15 protein-coding genes, 1 pseudogene and 1 riboswitch are annotated in these 17,642 nt (G+C 59.4%); of the genes and pseudogenes, 12 read left to right on the plus strand and 4 right to left on the minus strand.

Going from position 1 to position 17,642, the window contains the following annotated elements:
- Positions 1 to 56: 56 nt before the first annotated feature.
- Positions 57 to 199, minus strand: a riboswitch (cyclic di-AMP (ydaO/yuaA leader).
- Positions 200 to 351: 152 nt separating this feature from the next.
- From MJA45_RS10025 to MJA45_RS10055, 8 genes and pseudogenes are all read left to right on the plus strand, one after another.
- Positions 352 to 771: a DUF4395 domain-containing protein gene (locus MJA45_RS10025; RefSeq protein ID WP_315607120.1), complete on the plus strand. Its 420-nt coding sequence runs from the start codon at positions 352 to 354 to the stop codon at positions 769 to 771.
- A 95-nt stretch (positions 772 to 866) separates the two neighbouring features.
- Positions 867 to 1,286: a DUF1284 domain-containing protein gene (locus MJA45_RS10030; protein ID WP_315607121.1), complete on the plus strand. Its 420-nt coding sequence runs from the start codon at positions 867 to 869 to the stop codon at positions 1,284 to 1,286.
- Positions 1,287 to 1,312: 26 nt separating this feature from the next.
- A complete protein-coding gene (locus tag MJA45_RS10035) occupies positions 1,313 to 1,876 on the plus strand; it encodes an NUDIX domain-containing protein (RefSeq protein WP_407083119.1) in 564 nt (187 codons plus the stop codon).
- 189 nt (positions 1,877 to 2,065) lie between these two features.
- Positions 2,066 to 2,257, plus strand: a pseudogene (locus tag MJA45_RS28630) (heterocycloanthracin/sonorensin family bacteriocin); the annotation flags it as partial.
- A 22-nt stretch (positions 2,258 to 2,279) separates the two neighbouring features.
- Positions 2,280 to 2,438 carry a hypothetical protein gene (locus MJA45_RS28635; protein WP_407083180.1) on the plus strand — a complete coding sequence of 53 codons (159 nt, stop codon included), beginning with the start codon at positions 2,280 to 2,282 and terminating at the stop codon, positions 2,436 to 2,438.
- A gap of 205 nt (positions 2,439 to 2,643) precedes the next feature.
- A complete protein-coding gene (locus tag MJA45_RS10045; protein ID WP_315607123.1) occupies positions 2,644 to 4,566 on the plus strand; it encodes a bacteriocin maturation protein in 1,923 nt (640 codons plus the stop codon).
- Complete coding sequence (locus MJA45_RS10050) at positions 4,563 to 6,503, plus strand: TOMM precursor leader peptide-binding protein (RefSeq protein WP_315607124.1); 1,941 nt, start codon at positions 4,563 to 4,565, stop codon at positions 6,501 to 6,503. The genes MJA45_RS10045 and MJA45_RS10050 overlap by 4 nt, the downstream gene beginning before the upstream one ends.
- A gap of 21 nt (positions 6,504 to 6,524) precedes the next feature.
- The gene (locus MJA45_RS10055) at positions 6,525 to 8,114 is read left to right on the plus strand and encodes a SagB/ThcOx family dehydrogenase (RefSeq protein ID WP_315607125.1); all 1,590 of its coding nucleotides are present in this window, start codon (positions 6,525 to 6,527) and stop codon (positions 8,112 to 8,114) included.
- Positions 8,115 to 8,226: 112 nt separating this feature from the next.
- Here MJA45_RS10055 and MJA45_RS10060 read toward each other — a convergent pair whose 3' ends face one another.
- Both MJA45_RS10060 and MJA45_RS10065 read right to left on the minus strand, forming a co-directional pair.
- On the minus strand, positions 8,227 to 8,979 hold the full coding sequence (locus tag MJA45_RS10060) for a nucleotidyltransferase domain-containing protein (protein WP_315607126.1): 753 nt from the start codon (positions 8,977 to 8,979) through the stop codon (positions 8,227 to 8,229).
- A 78-nt stretch (positions 8,980 to 9,057) separates the two neighbouring features.
- The gene (locus MJA45_RS10065) at positions 9,058 to 9,153 is read right to left on the minus strand and encodes a YjcZ family sporulation protein (protein WP_315607127.1); all 96 of its coding nucleotides are present in this window, start codon (positions 9,151 to 9,153) and stop codon (positions 9,058 to 9,060) included.
- Between the two features lie 446 nt (positions 9,154 to 9,599).
- Between MJA45_RS10065 and MJA45_RS10070 the strand changes: the two genes are divergently transcribed.
- Both MJA45_RS10070 and odhB read left to right on the plus strand, forming a co-directional pair.
- Positions 9,600 to 12,494, plus strand: coding sequence for a 2-oxoglutarate dehydrogenase E1 component (locus tag MJA45_RS10070; protein WP_315607128.1), 2,895 nt, complete (start codon positions 9,600 to 9,602; stop codon positions 12,492 to 12,494).
- Positions 12,481 to 13,812 carry a 2-oxoglutarate dehydrogenase complex dihydrolipoyllysine-residue succinyltransferase gene (gene odhB, locus MJA45_RS10075; RefSeq protein WP_315607129.1) on the plus strand — a complete coding sequence of 444 codons (1,332 nt, stop codon included), beginning with the start codon at positions 12,481 to 12,483 and terminating at the stop codon, positions 13,810 to 13,812. The genes MJA45_RS10070 and odhB overlap by 14 nt, the downstream gene beginning before the upstream one ends.
- An 86-nt stretch (positions 13,813 to 13,898) precedes the next feature.
- Here odhB and MJA45_RS10080 read toward each other — a convergent pair whose 3' ends face one another.
- Both MJA45_RS10080 and MJA45_RS10085 read right to left on the minus strand, forming a co-directional pair.
- Positions 13,899 to 14,312 carry a VOC family protein gene (locus MJA45_RS10080; protein WP_315607130.1) on the minus strand — a complete coding sequence of 138 codons (414 nt, stop codon included), beginning with the start codon at positions 14,310 to 14,312 and terminating at the stop codon, positions 13,899 to 13,901.
- A gap of 76 nt (positions 14,313 to 14,388) precedes the next feature.
- Positions 14,389 to 15,189 (minus strand): DUF6597 domain-containing transcriptional factor, encoded by an 801-nt coding sequence (locus MJA45_RS10085; protein ID WP_315607131.1) that lies wholly within the window; start codon positions 15,187 to 15,189, stop codon positions 14,389 to 14,391.
- 217 nt (positions 15,190 to 15,406) lie between these two features.
- On the opposite strand from MJA45_RS10085, the gene MJA45_RS10090 reads away from it, so the two are divergent.
- Positions 15,407 to 16,135, plus strand: coding sequence for a YwaF family protein (locus MJA45_RS10090; protein ID WP_315607132.1), 729 nt, complete (start codon positions 15,407 to 15,409; stop codon positions 16,133 to 16,135).
- A gap of 243 nt (positions 16,136 to 16,378) precedes the next feature.
- Positions 16,379 to 17,470: a serine hydrolase domain-containing protein gene (locus MJA45_RS10095; RefSeq protein WP_315607133.1), complete on the plus strand. Its 1,092-nt coding sequence runs from the start codon at positions 16,379 to 16,381 to the stop codon at positions 17,468 to 17,470.
- Positions 17,471 to 17,642: the final 172 nt, after the last annotated feature.

Below are 17,642 nucleotides of genomic sequence, written 5' to 3' on the forward strand. Positions count from 1 at the left end.
AACGATGGAAATAGAAATCAAAAAAACACAAGGCTAGACCTTGTGCTGCTTGTCATCTATCCTTCCCACCACGCTTACGAGGTTAGCTGTCGGATTAGGACGGTGAGATCGTCCTTCGGCATACCTGCCGATTCACCCCATGAAAATGTGGTTCCCCCGCTTTTCTTTCAAATGAAAGAAAACTCAGCGATATTCAGTTAGTTAGATTCTAGCTTCTAAAACGGAGAAAGTAAACCCCTTCGATGAAAAATAGGTAAAAAGGTACAGAAATCGACAGCAGGCGTAGGTCAGCTTCCCAAAACGGGCAAGACGAAGTAAACTACAAATATTCCGATAAAAAAGGTGGTTATTATGCCGAATTCCATTCCTCGTCCGCTGGTGCGCGTCAATCAATGGGTGATCGTCCTATCCGTTCTTCTGACCTGGGCAACGGGCTTCTACTGGATTCTTGCCCTTCCTTTCGTTTCCGGTCTGCTCGGGGTGGCGGCCGATTTCAATCCGGTGATGCGGGCAGCCAAGCTCTTCCTCCGCCGGCCGATGGCCGACTATATACCGGAGGACAAAAGCCAGCAGAAGTTTAATCAGCTTCTCGCCGTGCTGTTTCTAGCCGGCGCACTGGTCAGCTATTTGATGGGCTGGCAGACCGCTGCTTATGTCTTCTCCGCTATGGTAGCCTTGGCCGCCTTCATCGCCATTCTAGGCTTCTGCATCGGATGCTTCCTGCTCTTTCAATGGTCCCAGTTCCAGCATAGAAGACGGCGTCCTTCCTGAGCCGGCTGCCCAGAAGGGTCGCTGTCCGTCTCCATTTCGTGGTATAGTCGAAGATGCCGGTTTACGAGCAATAGCGGATGGAGGAGGGAGCAGGCATGACCGTCAAGCTGCGGGGACATCATCTGCTGTGTCTCCTGGGCTACCGGGGAATGGGCTATTCCGCGGAATTTTGCGCCAACATGACTTCGATCTATGAGAGGCTGCGTCAGCAGCCGGAGCAGTCCGTCGAACTGGTGGAAGGACCGGACGAGATTTGCCGGGCTTATCCGGAGGATAAGACGAACCACTGCAGGGGAACGGTAGGGAACCGGGACCGCGAGGTCCTGCAGCGGCTTGGACTTGCGCCGGGTTGGCGGGGAAGCTGGGGGGAAATCACCGTCCTTCTGAAAGAGCGGATTCATCCGGATGACGTAGGCGTCATTTGCGAAGGCTGTCCATGGGAGCCATACGGAGTATGCCGGGATGGCGTCCGTCTCGTTAGAGAGGACCTACCTTTGCCGGCGGTAGAGAGATAGAGGACAAGAAATCATACAAAGGTGGAATGGCGTTGGAAATCAAGTACTGCCTCTCTTGCGGCACCGGGTTGGCCGAGAGGGATTTTGACGGAACGGTAAGAATGGCCTGCCCGGCCTGTTCATTTGTTCATTGGGGCCATTACAGCGTCGGGGTGGGAGCTCTTCTGAAGCGGGATGGGAAAATTCTGCTCGTGCGCCGCGCCCAGGAGCCCGGAAAGGGCCGCTGGACCAACCCTGGGGGATACATAGAGCAGCACGAGCCCATTCACGAAACGATTGTCCGTGAGGTGCTGGAGGAAACGGGGGTTAGGGCAGCGGTTCGTTCCATTATTGCCCTTCGCGACCAGCCGAGAGCCGTTCATAACGTCTATATCGCCTTCGAGATGGAGGACTTGGGCGGGGAGCCGGTGCCGGACGGAATCGAGGTGGATGCGGCCGGCTTCTACAGCGTGGAGGAGATAGCGGATATGAACGTCGCGGGCTTCACGTTATGGCTCATCGAAGCGATGGAAAAGGCCCGTCATGAAGGATTGGCCGTTGATGTCCGGGATGATGCTTCCCTGCAGGGAAATATTTTGTTTCGTGCGTAGAAAGGGGCTGCCGTTTCTATACGGCGGAACCGTGTGAACAGGTTCGAACGAGGGTTCGGGCTTGTTTTTTTTGTGAAAAGAATCGAAGACAAGGAACCCGAGGGACCCTCCTGACATAGTGTGTGGTATCTCGCCGGATGGGCAAATGCCTGACGGCCACATTCCAAAGTCAAACGGAGGGTATTTCTTATGACAGATTTTCAAAATGAGCTTCTTAACCTGCCGGTTTCGGATTATCGGACCGGGGAAGTGACGCCCTGGGACGCCCAGGCTCAGCAAGCGGCCGATCCAGCCCGCCTTTGTGTAGGCTTAGGCTTAGGAGGCTTAGGCTTCGGATTCTTCCGCTGTGGTCTGTTCTGCGGCGGGTTCTTCCGCTGTGCGGGCTGCGCGGGTTGCGCCGGATGTGCGGGGTGCGCAGGCTGCGCCGGGTGCGCAGGCTGTGCTGGTTGCGGCGGGTTCCGCTGTGCCGGATGTGCCGGCTGCGGCGGGTTCCGCTGTGGCGGCTGTGCTGGCTGCGCCCGCTGCTTCCACTAATCCCGCCGCTCTGGCTGTCTTGCCCTGATTAAGAGCAAAAGGCCTGAGGCCGCAGGCGGAATACGGCAAGCCCTCGCTAATGGCGGGGGCTTTTGCCATTTTTCCGATGGGAAAGGAAGCGGGCGGGGACGCAAGCGTCGAAGGATATGGAATGACGGACAGACGTCTCGACATAAACTGGCAAAGACAGCTGGGTGCCGGGCGCGAATCCCGGCCGCAAGGAGGGGTGGCCAATGGAACAATGGGGTCCTTCGGCAAGGCCGAAGGTGAACCGGGATACTTATTATACGGCGGAAACACCGGGCAGGGTGTATTTCCGCAACAACCAGGGAACGTTCCGAATGGAAGGAGAAATGATCGACCGCTGGGTTGAGAAGCTTCTGCCCATGTTCAACGGGGAGCATTCGCTGGAGACGCTAACGAAGGGGCTTCCTCCTCTTTACCGGGATCGGGTTATCGAGCTGGCCGAGCGCCTCGCGAGGAACGGCTTTCTGAAGGACGCCGGCGGGGACCGGCCACACGGTCTTACAGAGGAAACGCTTCAGTCCTACGCGGATCAAATTGAATATTTGGATTCGCTGGGAGGTTCCGGAGCGGCACGCTTCGAAGCGTATCGCACGACCAAAGTATTGGCCTGTGGAAAAGGCGGCTGTTTGGTCAGTGTCGTGACCTCCCTGCTGGAGTCGGGTGCGGCGAGAGTGGAGGTGCTTCTCCGGGGAGAGGATGGCCCAACGCTTGACCGTATCCGGGAAATCGTTTCAGAAGCCCAGCGGAAGGATCCGGATATCCGAATCGAAACCGGTACTTTGCAAGTGCTGGACGAAGAAGGGCTAAGACAGGCCGTATCAACCGCGGATATGGTTCTGTACCTGGCGGAGGCGGAAGACCGGGAGGAGCTTCACCGCGTTAACCGGCTCTGCCGGGAGGAGAACAAGGTCTTCCTTCCGGGTCTCTGCACCCCCGAAGCGGGGATAGCGGGTCCGGTTGTAGGGAAGGGAAGCGCTGACTGGGAATCCGCTTGGAGGCGGCTGCGTCCGCCGCACCCCGTGGCGAAGCAGAAGCCTTCGGCTGCCGCCGCTGCCATGCTGGCCAATCTGATCGTGTTCGAAGGGCTCAAAACCGCCGCGGGGATCCTGGAGGAAGAACGGAAAAACACGCTCTATCTCCTCGATCCGTTTACCCTGGAAGGGGGCTGGCAAGTCATTCTCCCCCATCCGCTGGCTGACAAGTTGGGGGACATCCAACCGGAGGCTGTCGAGCATGTTCTGGCGAAAGAGCCTGCTGAAGCGGACCGGGGCCGGACGCTCGGTTTTCTCGGGAGCCTGGCCTCCCCTCACACGGGAATTCTCCCCTTGTGGGAGGAGCGGGACGCGAGGCAGCTGCCCCTCGCGCAGTGCTTCGTCCAAGCGGCGGACCCGCTGGAAGTGGGGGCGGAAGCTCTGCTTCCTTTAAGGTTGTGCTGCGCCTTCACTCATGAGGAAGCCCGGATGGAAGCGGGCTTGACCGGAGTGGAGGACTACGCCGCCCGGCTTGCCGGTAAGCTGGGCGCCGATCGCACCGGCCCCAGCTTCCTCGGCGTAGGGGCGGGAGAGACGGCCGCCGACGCGGTGCTTCGGGGGCTGCGGAAATGCCTGGAGAAGGAATGGCTCGCCCGCCGGGAAAAAATGCGGCAGGACGTTCATCTCCTGGAGGAGGACGACGTTCGGGACGAAGAATGTCTCTATGCCTTCAAGGCCCTGTCGGCCTACGAAAGAGGGCCCGTCATGGCCGTCGGCCAGCCCTTATGGGGCTTTCCGGTTGCCTGGGTAGAGGCTAAGGGAGTGTGGTACGGGGCGCTCGATTATGAGCCCGTATCCGCCCTGCGCCGGGCCCTCAGGCGCGCGCTTCAGAACAGCGGAACTAGGGAGGAAGCGGAGGCCGTTCGCGAGCGCGGGCTGACGCCGGCCGCCGTAAGGATGGCGGATCGTCCGCCGCAGCACCGCGGCGTCCTGCCCGGGCCGGGTCGGCTCTCCGCGCCGGATATCCTGCGGGAAGCCCTGCAAAAGCTGCAGAATAACGGTATCCAAGCCGTTCTATGGGATTTGGCTGTGGAGTCTTTCTGGCGGGATGCGCTGGGGCTTTACGGCATTCAGCTGAAGGAGGTGAAGGCACGATGAGCCGACGGATTCTCGTTATCGGCTCCGGACGGCTGGCGGAACAGGTCTCCCGGAAGCTTTCGTCCCTCTGCCAGGTGACTCGGATGAACGAGGGGCTGCCCGCCGATCTGGCGCCTGAATACGACCTCGGTCTCGTCGCGCTCGATGCCTGGGACCCACCTGTTATCCGTGCTGCTGAACAGGCATTGGGCAAGGCGGGATTCCCCTGGCTTCCGCTATACGTCAGCTTTGGGGAAGGCATTGTGGGACCGCTGGTGCGCTCCGGGGTCTCCGGCTGCTCCCGCTGTGCCGATTACCGGCTTTACATGGCGGGGCGCGACAGGCGGGAAATGGCGGAGCTGCGGAGCAAAATGGCGGAAGAGGAGCCCCGGCCCGATCCGTGGGCCTCAGCCTCCGCACTGAGCCAGCTGTCCATGCTGGCCGCTCAGGAGGCCGAGGACTTCTTCTCGGCTCCCGGCCAATTGCGCGCCAGGGTAACCATCCTGAACCTGGGGACTTGGAAACTATCCCGGCACGTTCTGCTGCCGGATGCCGCCTGTCCGGCATGCGGGGACCTTCCTCCGGACACGGAGGAACGGGCCGTGATCCGGCTGGCCCCGAACCCCAAGCCGGGAGGGAAAGGCTACCGGTATCGGTCCCTAGATGATCTCCGGAAGCCCTTGACGGAAGATTACCTCGACCACCGGACCGGTCTGTTTAATCTGCAGGTGCGCGATTTTACATCGCCCTTTGCCGATGTGACCGTCAACCTGCCGCTTTATGAAGGAGATGAGTTGACGGCCGGCCGTACCCACAGCTATGCCGACAGCGGAGCGACCGCCCTATTGGAAGGGCTTGAACGGTTTTGCGGAGTGGCCCCGCGGGGGAAACGAACGACTGTCCGGGGCAGCTACCGAAGCCTTAGTGCGCACGCCCTTGATCCCGCAGCGGTCGGGGTCCATGCCCGAGAACGCTACGAGGAACCGGGCTTTCCTTTTCAACGGCATGATCCGGACCGGCCGCTCGAATGGGTCTGGGGGTATTCTCTGCTTCAGGAGAAGCCGATTCTCGTTCCCGAGCGGCTTGCCTACTACAGCCTTGGTTGCGGAGAAGGCTATGTCTATGAAACCTCCAATGGCTGTGCGTTGGGAGGCAGCCTGGAGGAAGCCATTTTTTACGGCATGCTGGAGGTGGTGGAACGGGATGCCTTTCTGCTTGCCTGGTATGCCCGGCTGCGGCTCCCCCGGATTGACCCTTATTCGTCAAATGACCCTGAGCTGACGGTCATGATTGAGAAGATGAAAGCGGCGGCCGGCTACGAGCTGCATCTGTTTAACGCGACGCTCGAGCATGGCATTCCGAGTCTATGGGCGATCGCGAGGAATACGAAGGAAGAAGGGGTGCGGCTGATCTGCGCGGCCGGTGCCCATCCCGATCCGGTACGGGCCGCCAAGGGGCTGCTCCACGAGCTGGCGGCCATGATGCTGACCTTGGATGAGAAAGCGGAAAGCAGACGGGAGAAGATCCTCGAGATGCTGGCGGATCCCGAGCAGGTAAGGACCATGGAAGACCATTCGATGCTGTACAGCCATCCGGATGCGGAGAACCGGCTTGATTTCCTGCTTAAAAACAACGGGCCTGCCCTTAGCTTCCAGGAGGCGTTCCCCGAGGGCAGCCGGCATTCCGACTTGACGGACGACTTGAAGGAGCTGCTGGAAGCTTTCCGCCGATGCGGAATGGATGTGGTGGTGGTGAACCAGACTTCCCCGGAGATCGCGCGAAACGGTCTGCACTGTGTAAAGGTTCTCATCCCGGGCATGCTGCCGATGACCTTCGGCTATCATCTGACCCGGCTCACGGGGCTCGACCGGGTGCTTCGGGTTCCGGCCCTACTGGGGTATGCGGAGGCGCCCCTCAAGCCGGAAGAATTGAATCCGCATCCGCATCCTTTCCCATGAGCCGATGGAAGGAGGAAAGGGATGAACCTGGACACCTTTGTGCACAATCTTCACTTCGAACCGGATCTCTGCCGGCCGCCCGGGAAAGAAGTGGACTGGGAAGACGCCCCGTTAAAGTATAAGCTGTATCCGGGTCTTCCCGCCTTCCCGCTTCCCTATCCTTCTCGGCGAACCCGGGCGGGGGAGGTCCTAAGGGCGCCCTCGCCCTCGCTTGAGGGTCTCGGGACCCTTCTATGGTACGGCTATGGAGTTTCAAGGTTCGGTCAGTCTGTTTGGGAAGGGGCTTCCCCCGGAGAGAGAGACGAGGGAATGTGGTCCATCCGCCGGTTTGTCCCTTCCGGAGGCGGGCTCTATCCTTGTGAGCTGTATGCCTATTTAAAGCTGGAAGAGATACCTCATGGGGTCTATCACTATGACGCCGCCCATCACCGCCTGGTTCTTCTGAGAGAAGGGGATTTCGACGATTACGTGGGCAGAGCGCTGGGGGACCGGAGTCCGCTGCCCGGGTTTTTCGGGACGCTGTTCGTTTCGGTGGTCTTTCGGAAAAATTATTTCAAATATTATGACTTTGCCTACCGGCTGCAGGGGCTGGACGCGGGAGCGCTGCTCGGTCAGCTGCTGACAGGCGCGGAACGCCTGGGATTCGCCGCAGAGCTTCGTTACCGTTATCTCGACCGGGCGGTCCACCATCTTATCGGGATAAAGGAGGAGGAAGAGAGCGTCTATGCCGTCTTGCCGTTATCGGCTCATCCTGCCCCGCCTTCCAGGGAAAGGGAAGGGGAGAGCCGCGGGGAAACGGCCACCGGACTGTGCCGGGAGCTTCCCCCCCTGAATCATGTCACTTATAATCGCTGCCGCAAGGAACTCGGCTACCCGGAACTGACCCGAATGAATGAAGCCTCCCGGATGGAAACCTTCGTTCCTCTGGATCGAATGGGAGAGGCTTCGGATTTACCCGAAGGGGAGCTTGTTGAGCTTCCGACGGCGCGGCGGGCTTCCTTTGATTGGGAGGAGGCCTGCCGTCACCGGCATTCTCCGGGCATGGGCTTCACCTTGAGGCGAAGGCTTAAGGCAACCGAGCTGGCGCTTCTGCTTAGGGAGGCCTGCCAGGGGTTCACGCGGGAGGGTGACCGGGGAACGGAGGGACGATCCCATCAAACAGAGCGCCCCCCTGTCGATCTGTACGGCTGTATGTACGGGGTGGAAGGCATTCCGGACGGGGCCTACCGCTATGATACCCGGCTGCACGTTCTGGTCCGGATACGTTCCGGAGACCAGCGTGCCGAGCTTCAGAGGGGGATGGCCCTTGACAACGTTAACCTGTGCCAGGTACCGCTTGTCTTCCATCCGTCAGGTGACCTCCGGCACAGCTTAAGCCGGTACGGTTACCGGGGATACCGCATTCAGCAGATGGAGGCCGGCATTCTGCTGCAGCGGCTGCTCCTGTCGGCCTCCGCCTCGGGAATGAACGGACATCCACTGCTGGGGTACGATTCGGCCCAGGCCGACCGGTTGTACGCTTTGCCAGGAAGGGGCCAAACGAGCCTGATCCAGGTACCGGTCGGTTTCAGCCGGCCGCGGGCTCAGCTGGAAGGTAGCCTTCATCCCTAAGGCGGCAATAGGGGGGCTAGGCAAGGCAAGGAAAAGCAGCAGATGGGACAAAGGAAGACAGGAGGAGCGGAAGGATGGCGGAAACCTCGTTCCGAGAGTCCGCCGCGGCGGTTCAATCCTCCCCGCCCTCCTCCCTGAACAGCCCGCGGATGGTCACCTCCCGGAGCTCCAGCCCGCCGTACGGCTCCATGACGGAACGAACGAAGTTCAATAGCGGCTCTTTGTCGCGGTTTTCGTAGAAGGCGGACAGAGCCGAAGTCAGGGCGGCCGCGGCTTCCGGATTTCCATGCTCCAGGCTGCGGTACTGCCATTTGCCGTCCCCCGACCAATGCCCGCCCCCCCGTAAGAGCAGACCGCTGACAAGGGCTGTCAGCTGGTGGACGATGAACAGCTCCTCCTCGCGGCAGCGGCCGCTCTGAAGGTCGGTAAGGAAGTCATGAATTTCATAGCGGATCAGGGCGATTTCCTCCTCCGCATAAGGCATGGGCCCGCAGGCAAGGTCCTCCGCGCATTCCCGGATAAGGCTTCCGGCAGTCCCGTCATCCCGAAGGACCCAGCCTTCGGCGCATATTCTCTGCAGAATGGGATTGCCTGTTTCAATTCCCCTTCTCAGCGCTGCCGGAAGGTCGGTTCCTTTTAGAACGAGCGCATCGACAGGGAAGTCCTCCCACTGCCTATAAACGATATGTGAGGTCTCTTGGGTATCGTCGATAATGACCAGATCCAGATCGGATGAAGCGGAGGCCCGGCCGCTGGCGGTGCTGCCGCCTAGGATAACAATGCGGCTGTCCGGATAAAAGTGCTGAACGAACCGTCCGGCTGCGGCAAGGGAACGGCAGCGTACTTTTTCGGTTGTCGTCTTCATGGAATAGTCTCCTTTTCATAGGAAACAAAGAGAACCGGCTAAGGAAAAGCCGGTTCTCTTTGTTGTTAGATTAGCCGGTTACAGCACCCAAGCGCTGCTCACGATGACGAGCAGGATAAAAAGGACAAGGATAACTCCCACACTGGTGAATCCACCGTAACGTGCGTAGCTCATGGTTTTACCCCCTCGTGTTTTGATAAGGTAAGATATGTGCGCCTGTCTGTTTTGGTATGGGCGGAAGAAGACCGGCGTTACCATACGCGGATTAATCGTTCATCAAGATGAAAGAATTAAGAACTGATCTAATAAATAGATGGAATTGAGCGTTTTCTCCTATTGGACGGCTGCCGGTCAGCCGAGGTACCCTTAAGAGAGAAGCGTCGGAACCGCCTGCATAATTGGCGGGCAAAAGGAAAAGACTGTTAATTGGTTAAGATTCAGGGGAGACCTTCGGTATCTTCCAGTTAGAATAGTCCCCCGAAAGGGTAAGGGATTATCAGGTATGTGTATAGCAGGTTCTTTGGTGAGTTCACCGGGCCGATGAGATTCCGACTCTTCTCCTGTAGAGAATAGCAAGGGAAGGTAGTAAAGCAGTAAAGTTCGAACGGAGGTATGCTTGAATGGCAGCAGACGAGATAGCGGCCCGCCTTTTCTGGGCCAGGTATCAAGGACCCAATCTGGGCTATATCCAGGAAATGTATGAACGTTATGCAACGGATCCCGAAACGGTGGAAGCCGGTTTCCGTGAGCTTTTTGACCGGTGGGGAGAGCCTCCCGGCGCCGAGGCTTTGACGGTTCCCGCTGCAGAGAGAGCAGCGGCCCAGGCGGTACCGGCCGCCAAGCCGGACGCCCGTTCCCTGAAGAAGCTTGTCGACGCCGGCAAGCTTGCCTGGAACATCCGGGTATACGGCCATTTGGCGGCCCGGGTCGATCCGCTCGGGTTAAACGACAAGCCGGACACCCGCCTTCTGGAGGCCGACACATTCGGTCTTACCCGCGAGGATTTAAGCGCTCTTCCGGCTTCCCTTGTATGGGAAGACGCGCCGGAATCGGTTAAGAACGGGTGGGAAGCGATTGTCCGCCTGAAGGAAATTTACACGGGCAGCATCGCCTTTGAATTCGGCCATGTGCATGAAGAGGATGAACGAATCTGGCTGAACCGGCAGGCCGAATCGGGTCTGGCCGGCAAGCCGCTCGACACGAAGGAGAAGCTCGCCCTGCTGCGGCGTTTGGTCGAGGTGGAGCAATTCGAGGCTTTCCTTCACCGCACCTTCGTCGGGCAGAAACGGTTCTCTATAGAAGGAACGGACATGCTCGTTCCCATGCTGGACGAAATCGTCCGCGAGATGGCGCACGACGGGGCGAAGGATATCCTGATGGGCATGGCCCACCGCGGGCGGCTTAATGTGCTCGCCCATGTCCTCGGCAAGCCGTACGGCAAAATCTTTTCGGAATTCGCCCACGCTCCGAATAAGGACTTGGTTCCTTCGGAAGGCTCCATGGGCATCAACTATGGATGGACCGGGGATGTCAAGTATCACCTTGGGGCCCACCGCTCCGTGAAAACCGGGGAAACGGTGGAAACCCGGGTGACGCTGGCGAACAATCCGAGCCACCTGGAATATGTCAACCCGGTTGTGGAAGGATTCACCCGGGCGGCGCAGGACGACCGCACCCAGCCGGGCTATCCTAAGCCGGACTTCGGTTCGGCCGGCGCTGTGCTTATGCATGGAGACGCCGCCTTCGCCGGAGAAGGAATCGTGGCGGAAACGTTAAATTTCAATTCGCTGACCGGCTACCAGAACGGCGGAACGATCCATATCATCGTTAACAACCGTGTGGGCTTCACGACCGACAGCCGCGATTCCCGCTCCACCTTCTATGCGAGCGATTTGGCTAAAGGCTTCGAAATCCCGATCGTGCATGTCAGTGCCGACGATCCGGAAGCATGCATCGCCGCCGTCCGCTTGGCTTGCGAGTTCCGGCAGCGGTTCCGCAAGGATTTCGTGATCGACCTGATCGGCTACAGGCGGTATGGCCATAACGAAACGGACGATCCCGAAACGACCCAGCCGGCCATGTACCGCAAGCTGCGCAATCATCCGATTCCGAGCGAGCTGTATGCGGAGAGGCTGAAGAGCAAGGGATTGAGCAGCGACGACCAATTCGCCCGAATCCGGGAAGAGGTGCTCGGCAAGCTGCAGGCGGCCTGGGATGAGGTCAAGCAGAATGAGAAGGCCGCCCGCAAGACGGAACAGGTCAGCCTCCGGCCGATGGCGGAGGACACGACGGCGGTTCCGCTCGAGGACCTTCGGGCAATCAACCGGGAGCTCTTGACCTGGCCCGAGGGTTTTGCCGTTTATCCCAAGCTCGAGCGCATCCTGAAGCGCCGGTCGGGTGCTCTTGAAGAGGGAGGCCGGGTGGACTGGGGCCACGCGGAGACGCTTGCCTTCGCTGCGATTCTGGCCGATGGACGGCCGATTCGGCTGAGCGGGCAGGATTCCGAACGGGGCACGTTTGCCCACCGGAATCTTGTGCTTCACGATCCCGAAACCGGGGACCGCTTTTGCCCGTTGCACCGTCTTCCTCAAGCGAAGGCTGCATTCGGGGTATACAACAGCCCGCTGTCGGAAGCATCCGTCCTCGGCTTCGAATATGGGTATAATGTTTTCTCACCTGAAACCCTGGTGCTCTGGGAAGCCCAGTACGGGGATTTTGCGAATGCCGCCCAGGTCATCATCGACCAGTTTCTGGCGGCGGGCCGCGTCAAGTGGTCCCAGAAGTCCAGCCTGGTTCTGCTCCTGCCTCACGGTTACGAAGGGCAGGGACCGGAGCATTCCAGCGCCCGGCTAGAGCGTTTCCTTCAGCTGGCCGCGGAGGATAATTTTACGGTGGCCAACCTCACATCGGCGGCGCAGTACTTTCACCTGCTCCGGAAGCAGGCGGCCGGCCTCGACAGTGAGGAAGCCAGGCCGCTCGTGATCATGGCTCCCAAAAGCCTGATCCGCAATCCCCGGGCCTCTTCCGCCCCCGAGGAATTCAGCGACGGAGGCTTCCGGCCGGTCGTGGAGCAGCGGGGACTTGGTTCCGTTCCGGAAAAGGTGGAGCGCCTGCTGCTCTGCAGCGGCAAGGTAGCCGTCGATCTGGAGACGGCCCTGGAGGAATCGGAAGAGGATAAGAGCTGGCTTCATATCGCCCGCGTCGAACAGCTGTATCCTTTCCCTAAAGGGGAGATCGAACGGATCATCGCCCGCTTCCCGAACTTGAGGGAAGTGATCTGGGTCCAAGAGGAGCCCCAGAACATGGGCGCATGGAATTACATGGAGCCCCGCATTAAGGCGCGGGCGCCGAAGGACGCGGTGGTCCGCTTTATCGGACGGCCGAAGCGGTCCAGCCCGGCAAGCGGTTTTCAAGAGATTCATAATTACGAGCAGCAGAGAATTCTGTCGGTTGCTCTAAACAAAAGTACTTTGGGAGCGATAAAAGAAGGAGGCGGAATCATTGGCGGACGTTAAAGTACCAGAAATGGGAGAATCGATAACCGAAGGAACCATTACCCGCTGGGTGGTCGCGAAGGGCGACGCGGTAAAGAGCGGTGATGTCCTGGCGGAGATCGAAACGGACAAGGTTAACCTCGAAATCAGTGCCGAAGAAGGCGGAGTGCTGCAGGAGATTCTGCGGCAGGAAGGGGAAACCGTCCAAATCGGAGAAGTCATCGCCCGGATTGGAGAGCATGCCGCCCCTTCCCAATCGCCGGCAGGGGAGAAAGCGCCGGGACAGGAAATCCAAAGCGAACGCATCTCCGGCGAGCTGGCGCAGGTGGAGAAGCAGCCGACGGCCGGAGCCGCAACGGCCCCGCAGGCTCCCGCCCCGCTTCCCCCGGCGACGGCCGTTCGTAACGAAGGCAGCCGGCTGGAAGCGGAGGCCGGCGAAGCGGGAGAGGTGGACTATGTGGCTCCCCCTTCTGCCCGTAAGAGAGCACGGGAGCAAGGTGTCGACCTTCAAGAGCTCGCAGCCAAGGAAGGAATCCGCCGCATTTCCCCGAACGCCGTTTCGTCCTATGCCGAGCAGAAGACTTCCCGGCCGGCTCCATCCGCTGTTCCCGCTCCACCTGCCCTGCAGGGGGAGGAGAAGGGAGTGGAACGGCGCCGGATGAGCCGCCGCCGCGCCACGATTGCGAAGCGGCTCGTTGAAGCCCAGCACACCGCTGCCATGCTGACGACCTTCAATGAGGTCGACATGACCAAAATTCTCGATATCCGCAAGCGGCGCAAGCAAAGCTTCCAGGAGAAGCACGACGTTGGCCTAGGGTTCATGTCCTTCTTCACCAAGGCCGTCGTCGGCGCCCTTAAGGAATTCCCGCTGCTTAACGCTGAGATCCAGGGCGAGGACATCCTCGTCAAAAAGTTTTACGACATCGGCATCGCCGTTTCGGCTAAGGAAGGGCTGGTCGTTCCCGTCGTTCGCGAGGCCGACCGGCTGAGCTTCGCAGAGATCGAGCGCCAGATTGGAGAACTGGCCGGCAAAGCGCGTTCGAATACGCTGGCCTTGTCCGACCTGCAGGGGGGGACCTTTACGATCACCAACGGCGGAGTGTTCGGCTCCCTGCTGTCGACCCCCATTCTGAACACCCCGCAGGTGGGCATTCTCGGGATGCACAAAATCCAGCTGCGCCCCGTCGCCATCGACGAGGAAAGATCGGAGAACCGCCCGATGATGTATATCGCCCTGTCCTACGATCACCGGATCGTGGACGGCAGTGAGGCGGTCCGCTTCCTGGTTGCCGTCAAGGAGATGCTGGAAGATCCGGAGACACTCCTGCTGGAAGGGTGAACCGGTAAGGCTATTGGAGCGAAGATAACCTTGGAGCGAAAATAACCAAAGGAAACGAAAGAGCGGGCCCCCGGCCCGCTCTTTTTCTATTCCTCGTAGTAGCCTTTGCCTTCCCCGCGCTGAAAGGTGGCCAGGTACCAGTGGTTCCCGAAGGGATCCTCAATGCCCGCGCTTCTCTCTCCATAGGGCATATCTCCCGGCTCGTAGAGGGAGACGGCTCCCGCCTCAAGCGCTTTGCGGTAGCAGCTGTCGGTGTCCTCCACGAAAAGATGCAGCGTGTTGGTCCGTGGCGGGAAGGGACCTTGGGCATCCGAAAGTTCCAGGATGGTCGTTCCCACTCTCAACTCCGCATGCGTGATCTTTCCCTCCTCGCTGCGCATGAGGTTCTCTTCCACCGCGCCGAACGCTTGAGTCAGAAACTCCGCCAGCTTGGCCGCATCCTGAACGATGAAATAGGGGGTGGCCGTCTGAAATCCTTTTGGCGTATAGGAATGGGTCATCGTAATGCCTCCTTGACTAGGGACTAGGCTTTCATTATAGCGCGGGTCTCTCCGGATGTATTGGATATTTCTGACCTTAGCGGGGATAAGGGGAGTGGTTCGGATGCCGTTCCGGAATGCGGCGGTAGCGGCTCGGCGGCATACCGGAAAAGGCTTGGAAATCCCGGATCAGATGAGCCTGGTCGCAGTAGCCGCAAGCCTCGGCGATAGACGCCCAATCGGGCTGCTCCCCTTGGTTGAGAGCAGACAAGACCTCCTGAAAACGGTACAGGCGGCTAAGCTGCTTCGGGGTCATGCCTACCTGCGCCTTAAACCGCTCGTTAAACCGTCGGTGGCTCAAGCCCGTCTGCTCCAGCACCTTGGCGACTGATGAGCGGCGCAGCTCCTCCAGGGCATAAACAACGGCGGGGTGGCGCTCCGGGGGACGGCAGGAGGAGGCCAGCAGCTCTTCCTCCAGCGTGCGGAACCGTTCCTCCAGCGTAGAACCGGCCGCCAATCGCCGGATAAGCCTTGCCTCATGGGGCCAGTAAGCGCTGAGCGGGACGTGCCGATTCAACAGCTCGTGGAGGGGAGCTGGCAGAAACGGAAACAACCCTCCAGGGCGGAAATGGATCCCCATCACATCCGTTTGCCCGGACGTATCGATTCCAAAATACTCCGTATGGGGGCCACAAAGCACGGAAGCACCGAAGAGCAGGCTTTCCTCGTTCCGGTTGAACAGCCGAATAGGCCCTCCTCCAAGGTCGAACACCAACTCTGCGGAGCCGTCGGGAATGGAAATCTCCCGGGAGTGGGCGGAGCGGTAGTCCTGAAGGGACCAGAAGCATTCCACAAAGGGGGACAGGGAACCGCAGGGGGAAAAAGTGACCGGCTTCATGCCAGGAAAGCGGCGGCAGCCGCGCACCGGTATGAGGGAATAATAGTCATGAGCGTTCCTCCTCTATACGAATCTGACCCTTTCATTTAACCTTATCTTGGACGAGTTGTATATCACCATCTGAACGGGAGGCGGCCCATCGTCAGAGGAATGCCTCGTCATCCGTTTACTACCTGTAAGGCAGGAAGGGATCAAGAGAAAAGGGGGCATGCAAGGGATGTATTTTGATGCGCGTTATGAGGGCACTTTTACGGCGTTCTCGCTTTCTCATCTGCTGGCGGTTGCGGCTTTATTCCTCGCTATCGCCCTGATGGCGGCTTTGCGGTCGAGGCTCGCCAAAAGACCGGTCCGTCTCACGCTCGCGGGAGTTCTTCTTGGCACAGAAGCCGCCTTGAATCTGTGGTATAGGGAACAGGGAATCTGGTCCGTCCAATCCACCCTGCCGCTTGAGCTGTGCAGCATAACGCTTCTTCTGTCTATCGTCATGCTCGTAACGAGAAGCAGGATCCTGTACGAAATCGTCTATTTCGCCGGTATCGCCGGCGCCCTGCAGGCGATCCTCACTCCTGAGCTGGGCTATCCGTTCCCTCATTTCCGGTTTTTTCAATTTTTCATCGCGCATGCGGGAATCATTCTGGCCGCCCTTTATATGACGTTGGTGGAGGGCTACCGGCCGGTCCCGCGCTCGATTCTGCGGGTCATGCTCTTCCTGAACGGGCTGGCCGTCCTGGTGTGGGGGATCGACCGGTGGCTGGGGGCCAATTACATGTTCCTGGCGAGAAAGCCCGAGAACGCCTCGGTTCTGGATTGGTTCGGGCCGTATCCCTACTATTTGCTTGCAGAGGAAATGCTTGCTCTCGTTCTTTTTCTTCTGCTGTATTGGCCCTTTGCCGGTCTTCGAAGGAAAAAGCAGATTCCTCGGGAGGCTGCAACCGGAACAAAATAAATCTCAAGGCTTGCAGCGAAGGCTGTGGAAAGGAATCCGCTGCCTTTTGCCATTAGCGTGTCAGCAGAGTGAACCGGTGCAAGGGAAATGGTAGAATAAAATTGATATTATTAGATGCCCCGTCCGGGCGGACCATCGGGACTGCCAGCGGAATGGGGGAGGAACGCAAGGACCGGGAAGAAGAGCGGAAAGACGTTCTTCTGTAGGAAGGATTCTAAAGAAACCAAACAGGAGGCGTTTCACATGGGAGAATCGGTTGATGGGCTGCCCGATTCAGGGAAGCTCCTAACGGCCTTCCGTCTTTTGGACGGGGAAATCCGGAACGGACAGACACCGGGAGGAACCGCAGCGGCAGGAAGCCGGACCGCCATTTACGGACTGTATGCCGCAGGATCGGTTGGAGGGGGGACGGAAGCGGGAAGACCGGTCGTTCCGGAGACCATTTACGATTGTGCCTCTTTGACGAAGGTAGTGGTCACCCTGCCCCTTGTCCTTATGCTGCTTGAGGAAGGAAAGCTCCATTTGAATGAGCCGGTCTGCCGGTTTCTTCCCGAATTCGGGGCCAACGGCAAGGAGAGCGTGACGGTCAGGCAGCTGCTGTCGCACACCTCGGGGCTTCCCGCTTTCTTTAACCTGCACGGCAACGGCTGGCCGCCGGAGAGAATGTGGCAGGAGATCGCCGAACTCAGGCTGGAGGACGTGCCCGGCAGCCGGATGGTATACAGCGACATCGGCTTTATCGTACTCGGTCGGCTGATCGCCGTCCTCATGAAGAAGCCGCTTGATCAGGCGGCCCGGGAGAGACTTTTTCAGCCGCTTGGGATGACGGATACGGGCTTCTGTCCAGGGCCGGAGCTCCACGCCCGCCTGGCTCCCACGGAGTTCGATGAGAAGCTTGGACGGCCGAAGCTTGGAGAGGTTCACGATGAGAATGCCTATGCCTTTGGGGGCGTGAGCGGACATGCCGGCCTGTTCTCCACAGCCGGGGATCTCGCCAAATACGCCCGCATGTGGCTGGGGGGAGGAGAGCTCGATGGGACGCGAGTCCTGTCGCCAGCCTCTGTGGAAGCCGCAGCCCGGTCTTGGACGGGGACCCTCCCGGCGAACCGGGGGCTCGGCTGGACGCTGAAGGGCGATCCGTGGGACGCGTCCGGGGATCTGTTCTCCGAACGCTCGTACGGCCACACGGGCTTCACCGGAACAAGCCTCTGGATTGACCCGCAGCGGGACGTTTTCGCGGTTCTGCTTACGAACCGGGTTCATTACGGAAGGGACAAATCCGTGGTGCGCCTCCGTGTCTGTTACCACAATGCCGTGGCGGCGAGCTTGTCTTGACGGGCTGAAGCCGCTTGTTACCATAAGGCGCGCTCAACCAGCGTCTGTCCTATTTCGCCTGATTCGAAAAGAAGCTATCCTGGCGGATAAGCAGAAATCCGTTATAACGCCAAAAAAAACAGCCCGAGCAGCTCGGGCTGTTTTTGCATGATAGAGGAGGGCAGCGGTCCCT

The sequence above is a fragment of the Paenibacillus aurantius genome (assembly GCF_032268605.1).
GTDB classification, from domain to species: Bacteria; Bacillota; Bacilli; order Paenibacillales; family NBRC-103111; genus Paenibacillus_AO; species Paenibacillus_AO aurantius.

Coding starts and splice junctions, on each gene's coding strand:
- MJA45_RS10050 (WP_315607124.1), top strand. CDS start 4,563: ATGAGCCGACGGATTCTCGTTATCGGCTCCGGACGGCTGGCGGAACAG.
- MJA45_RS10095 (WP_315607133.1), top strand. CDS start 16,379: ATGGGAGAATCGGTTGATGGGCTGCCCGATTCAGGGAAGCTCCTAACG.
- MJA45_RS10045 (WP_315607123.1), top strand. CDS start 2,644: ATGGAACAATGGGGTCCTTCGGCAAGGCCGAAGGTGAACCGGGATACT.
- MJA45_RS10080 (WP_315607130.1), bottom strand. CDS start 14,312: ATGACCCATTCCTATACGCCAAAAGGATTTCAGACGGCCACCCCCTAT.
- MJA45_RS10030 (WP_315607121.1), top strand. CDS start 867: ATGACCGTCAAGCTGCGGGGACATCATCTGCTGTGTCTCCTGGGCTAC.
- MJA45_RS10085 (WP_315607131.1), bottom strand. CDS start 15,189: ATGAAGCCGGTCACTTTTTCCCCCTGCGGTTCCCTGTCCCCCTTTGTG.
- MJA45_RS10090 (WP_315607132.1), top strand. CDS start 15,407: ATGTATTTTGATGCGCGTTATGAGGGCACTTTTACGGCGTTCTCGCTT.
- MJA45_RS10025 (WP_315607120.1), top strand. CDS start 352: ATGCCGAATTCCATTCCTCGTCCGCTGGTGCGCGTCAATCAATGGGTG.
- MJA45_RS10035 (WP_407083119.1), top strand. CDS start 1,313: ATGGCGTTGGAAATCAAGTACTGCCTCTCTTGCGGCACCGGGTTGGCC.
- MJA45_RS10070 (WP_315607128.1), top strand. CDS start 9,600: ATGGCAGCAGACGAGATAGCGGCCCGCCTTTTCTGGGCCAGGTATCAA.
- MJA45_RS10065 (WP_315607127.1), bottom strand. CDS start 9,153: ATGAGCTACGCACGTTACGGTGGATTCACCAGTGTGGGAGTTATCCTT.
- MJA45_RS10055 (WP_315607125.1), top strand. CDS start 6,525: ATGAACCTGGACACCTTTGTGCACAATCTTCACTTCGAACCGGATCTC.
- MJA45_RS10060 (WP_315607126.1), bottom strand. CDS start 8,979: ATGAAGACGACAACCGAAAAAGTACGCTGCCGTTCCCTTGCCGCAGCC.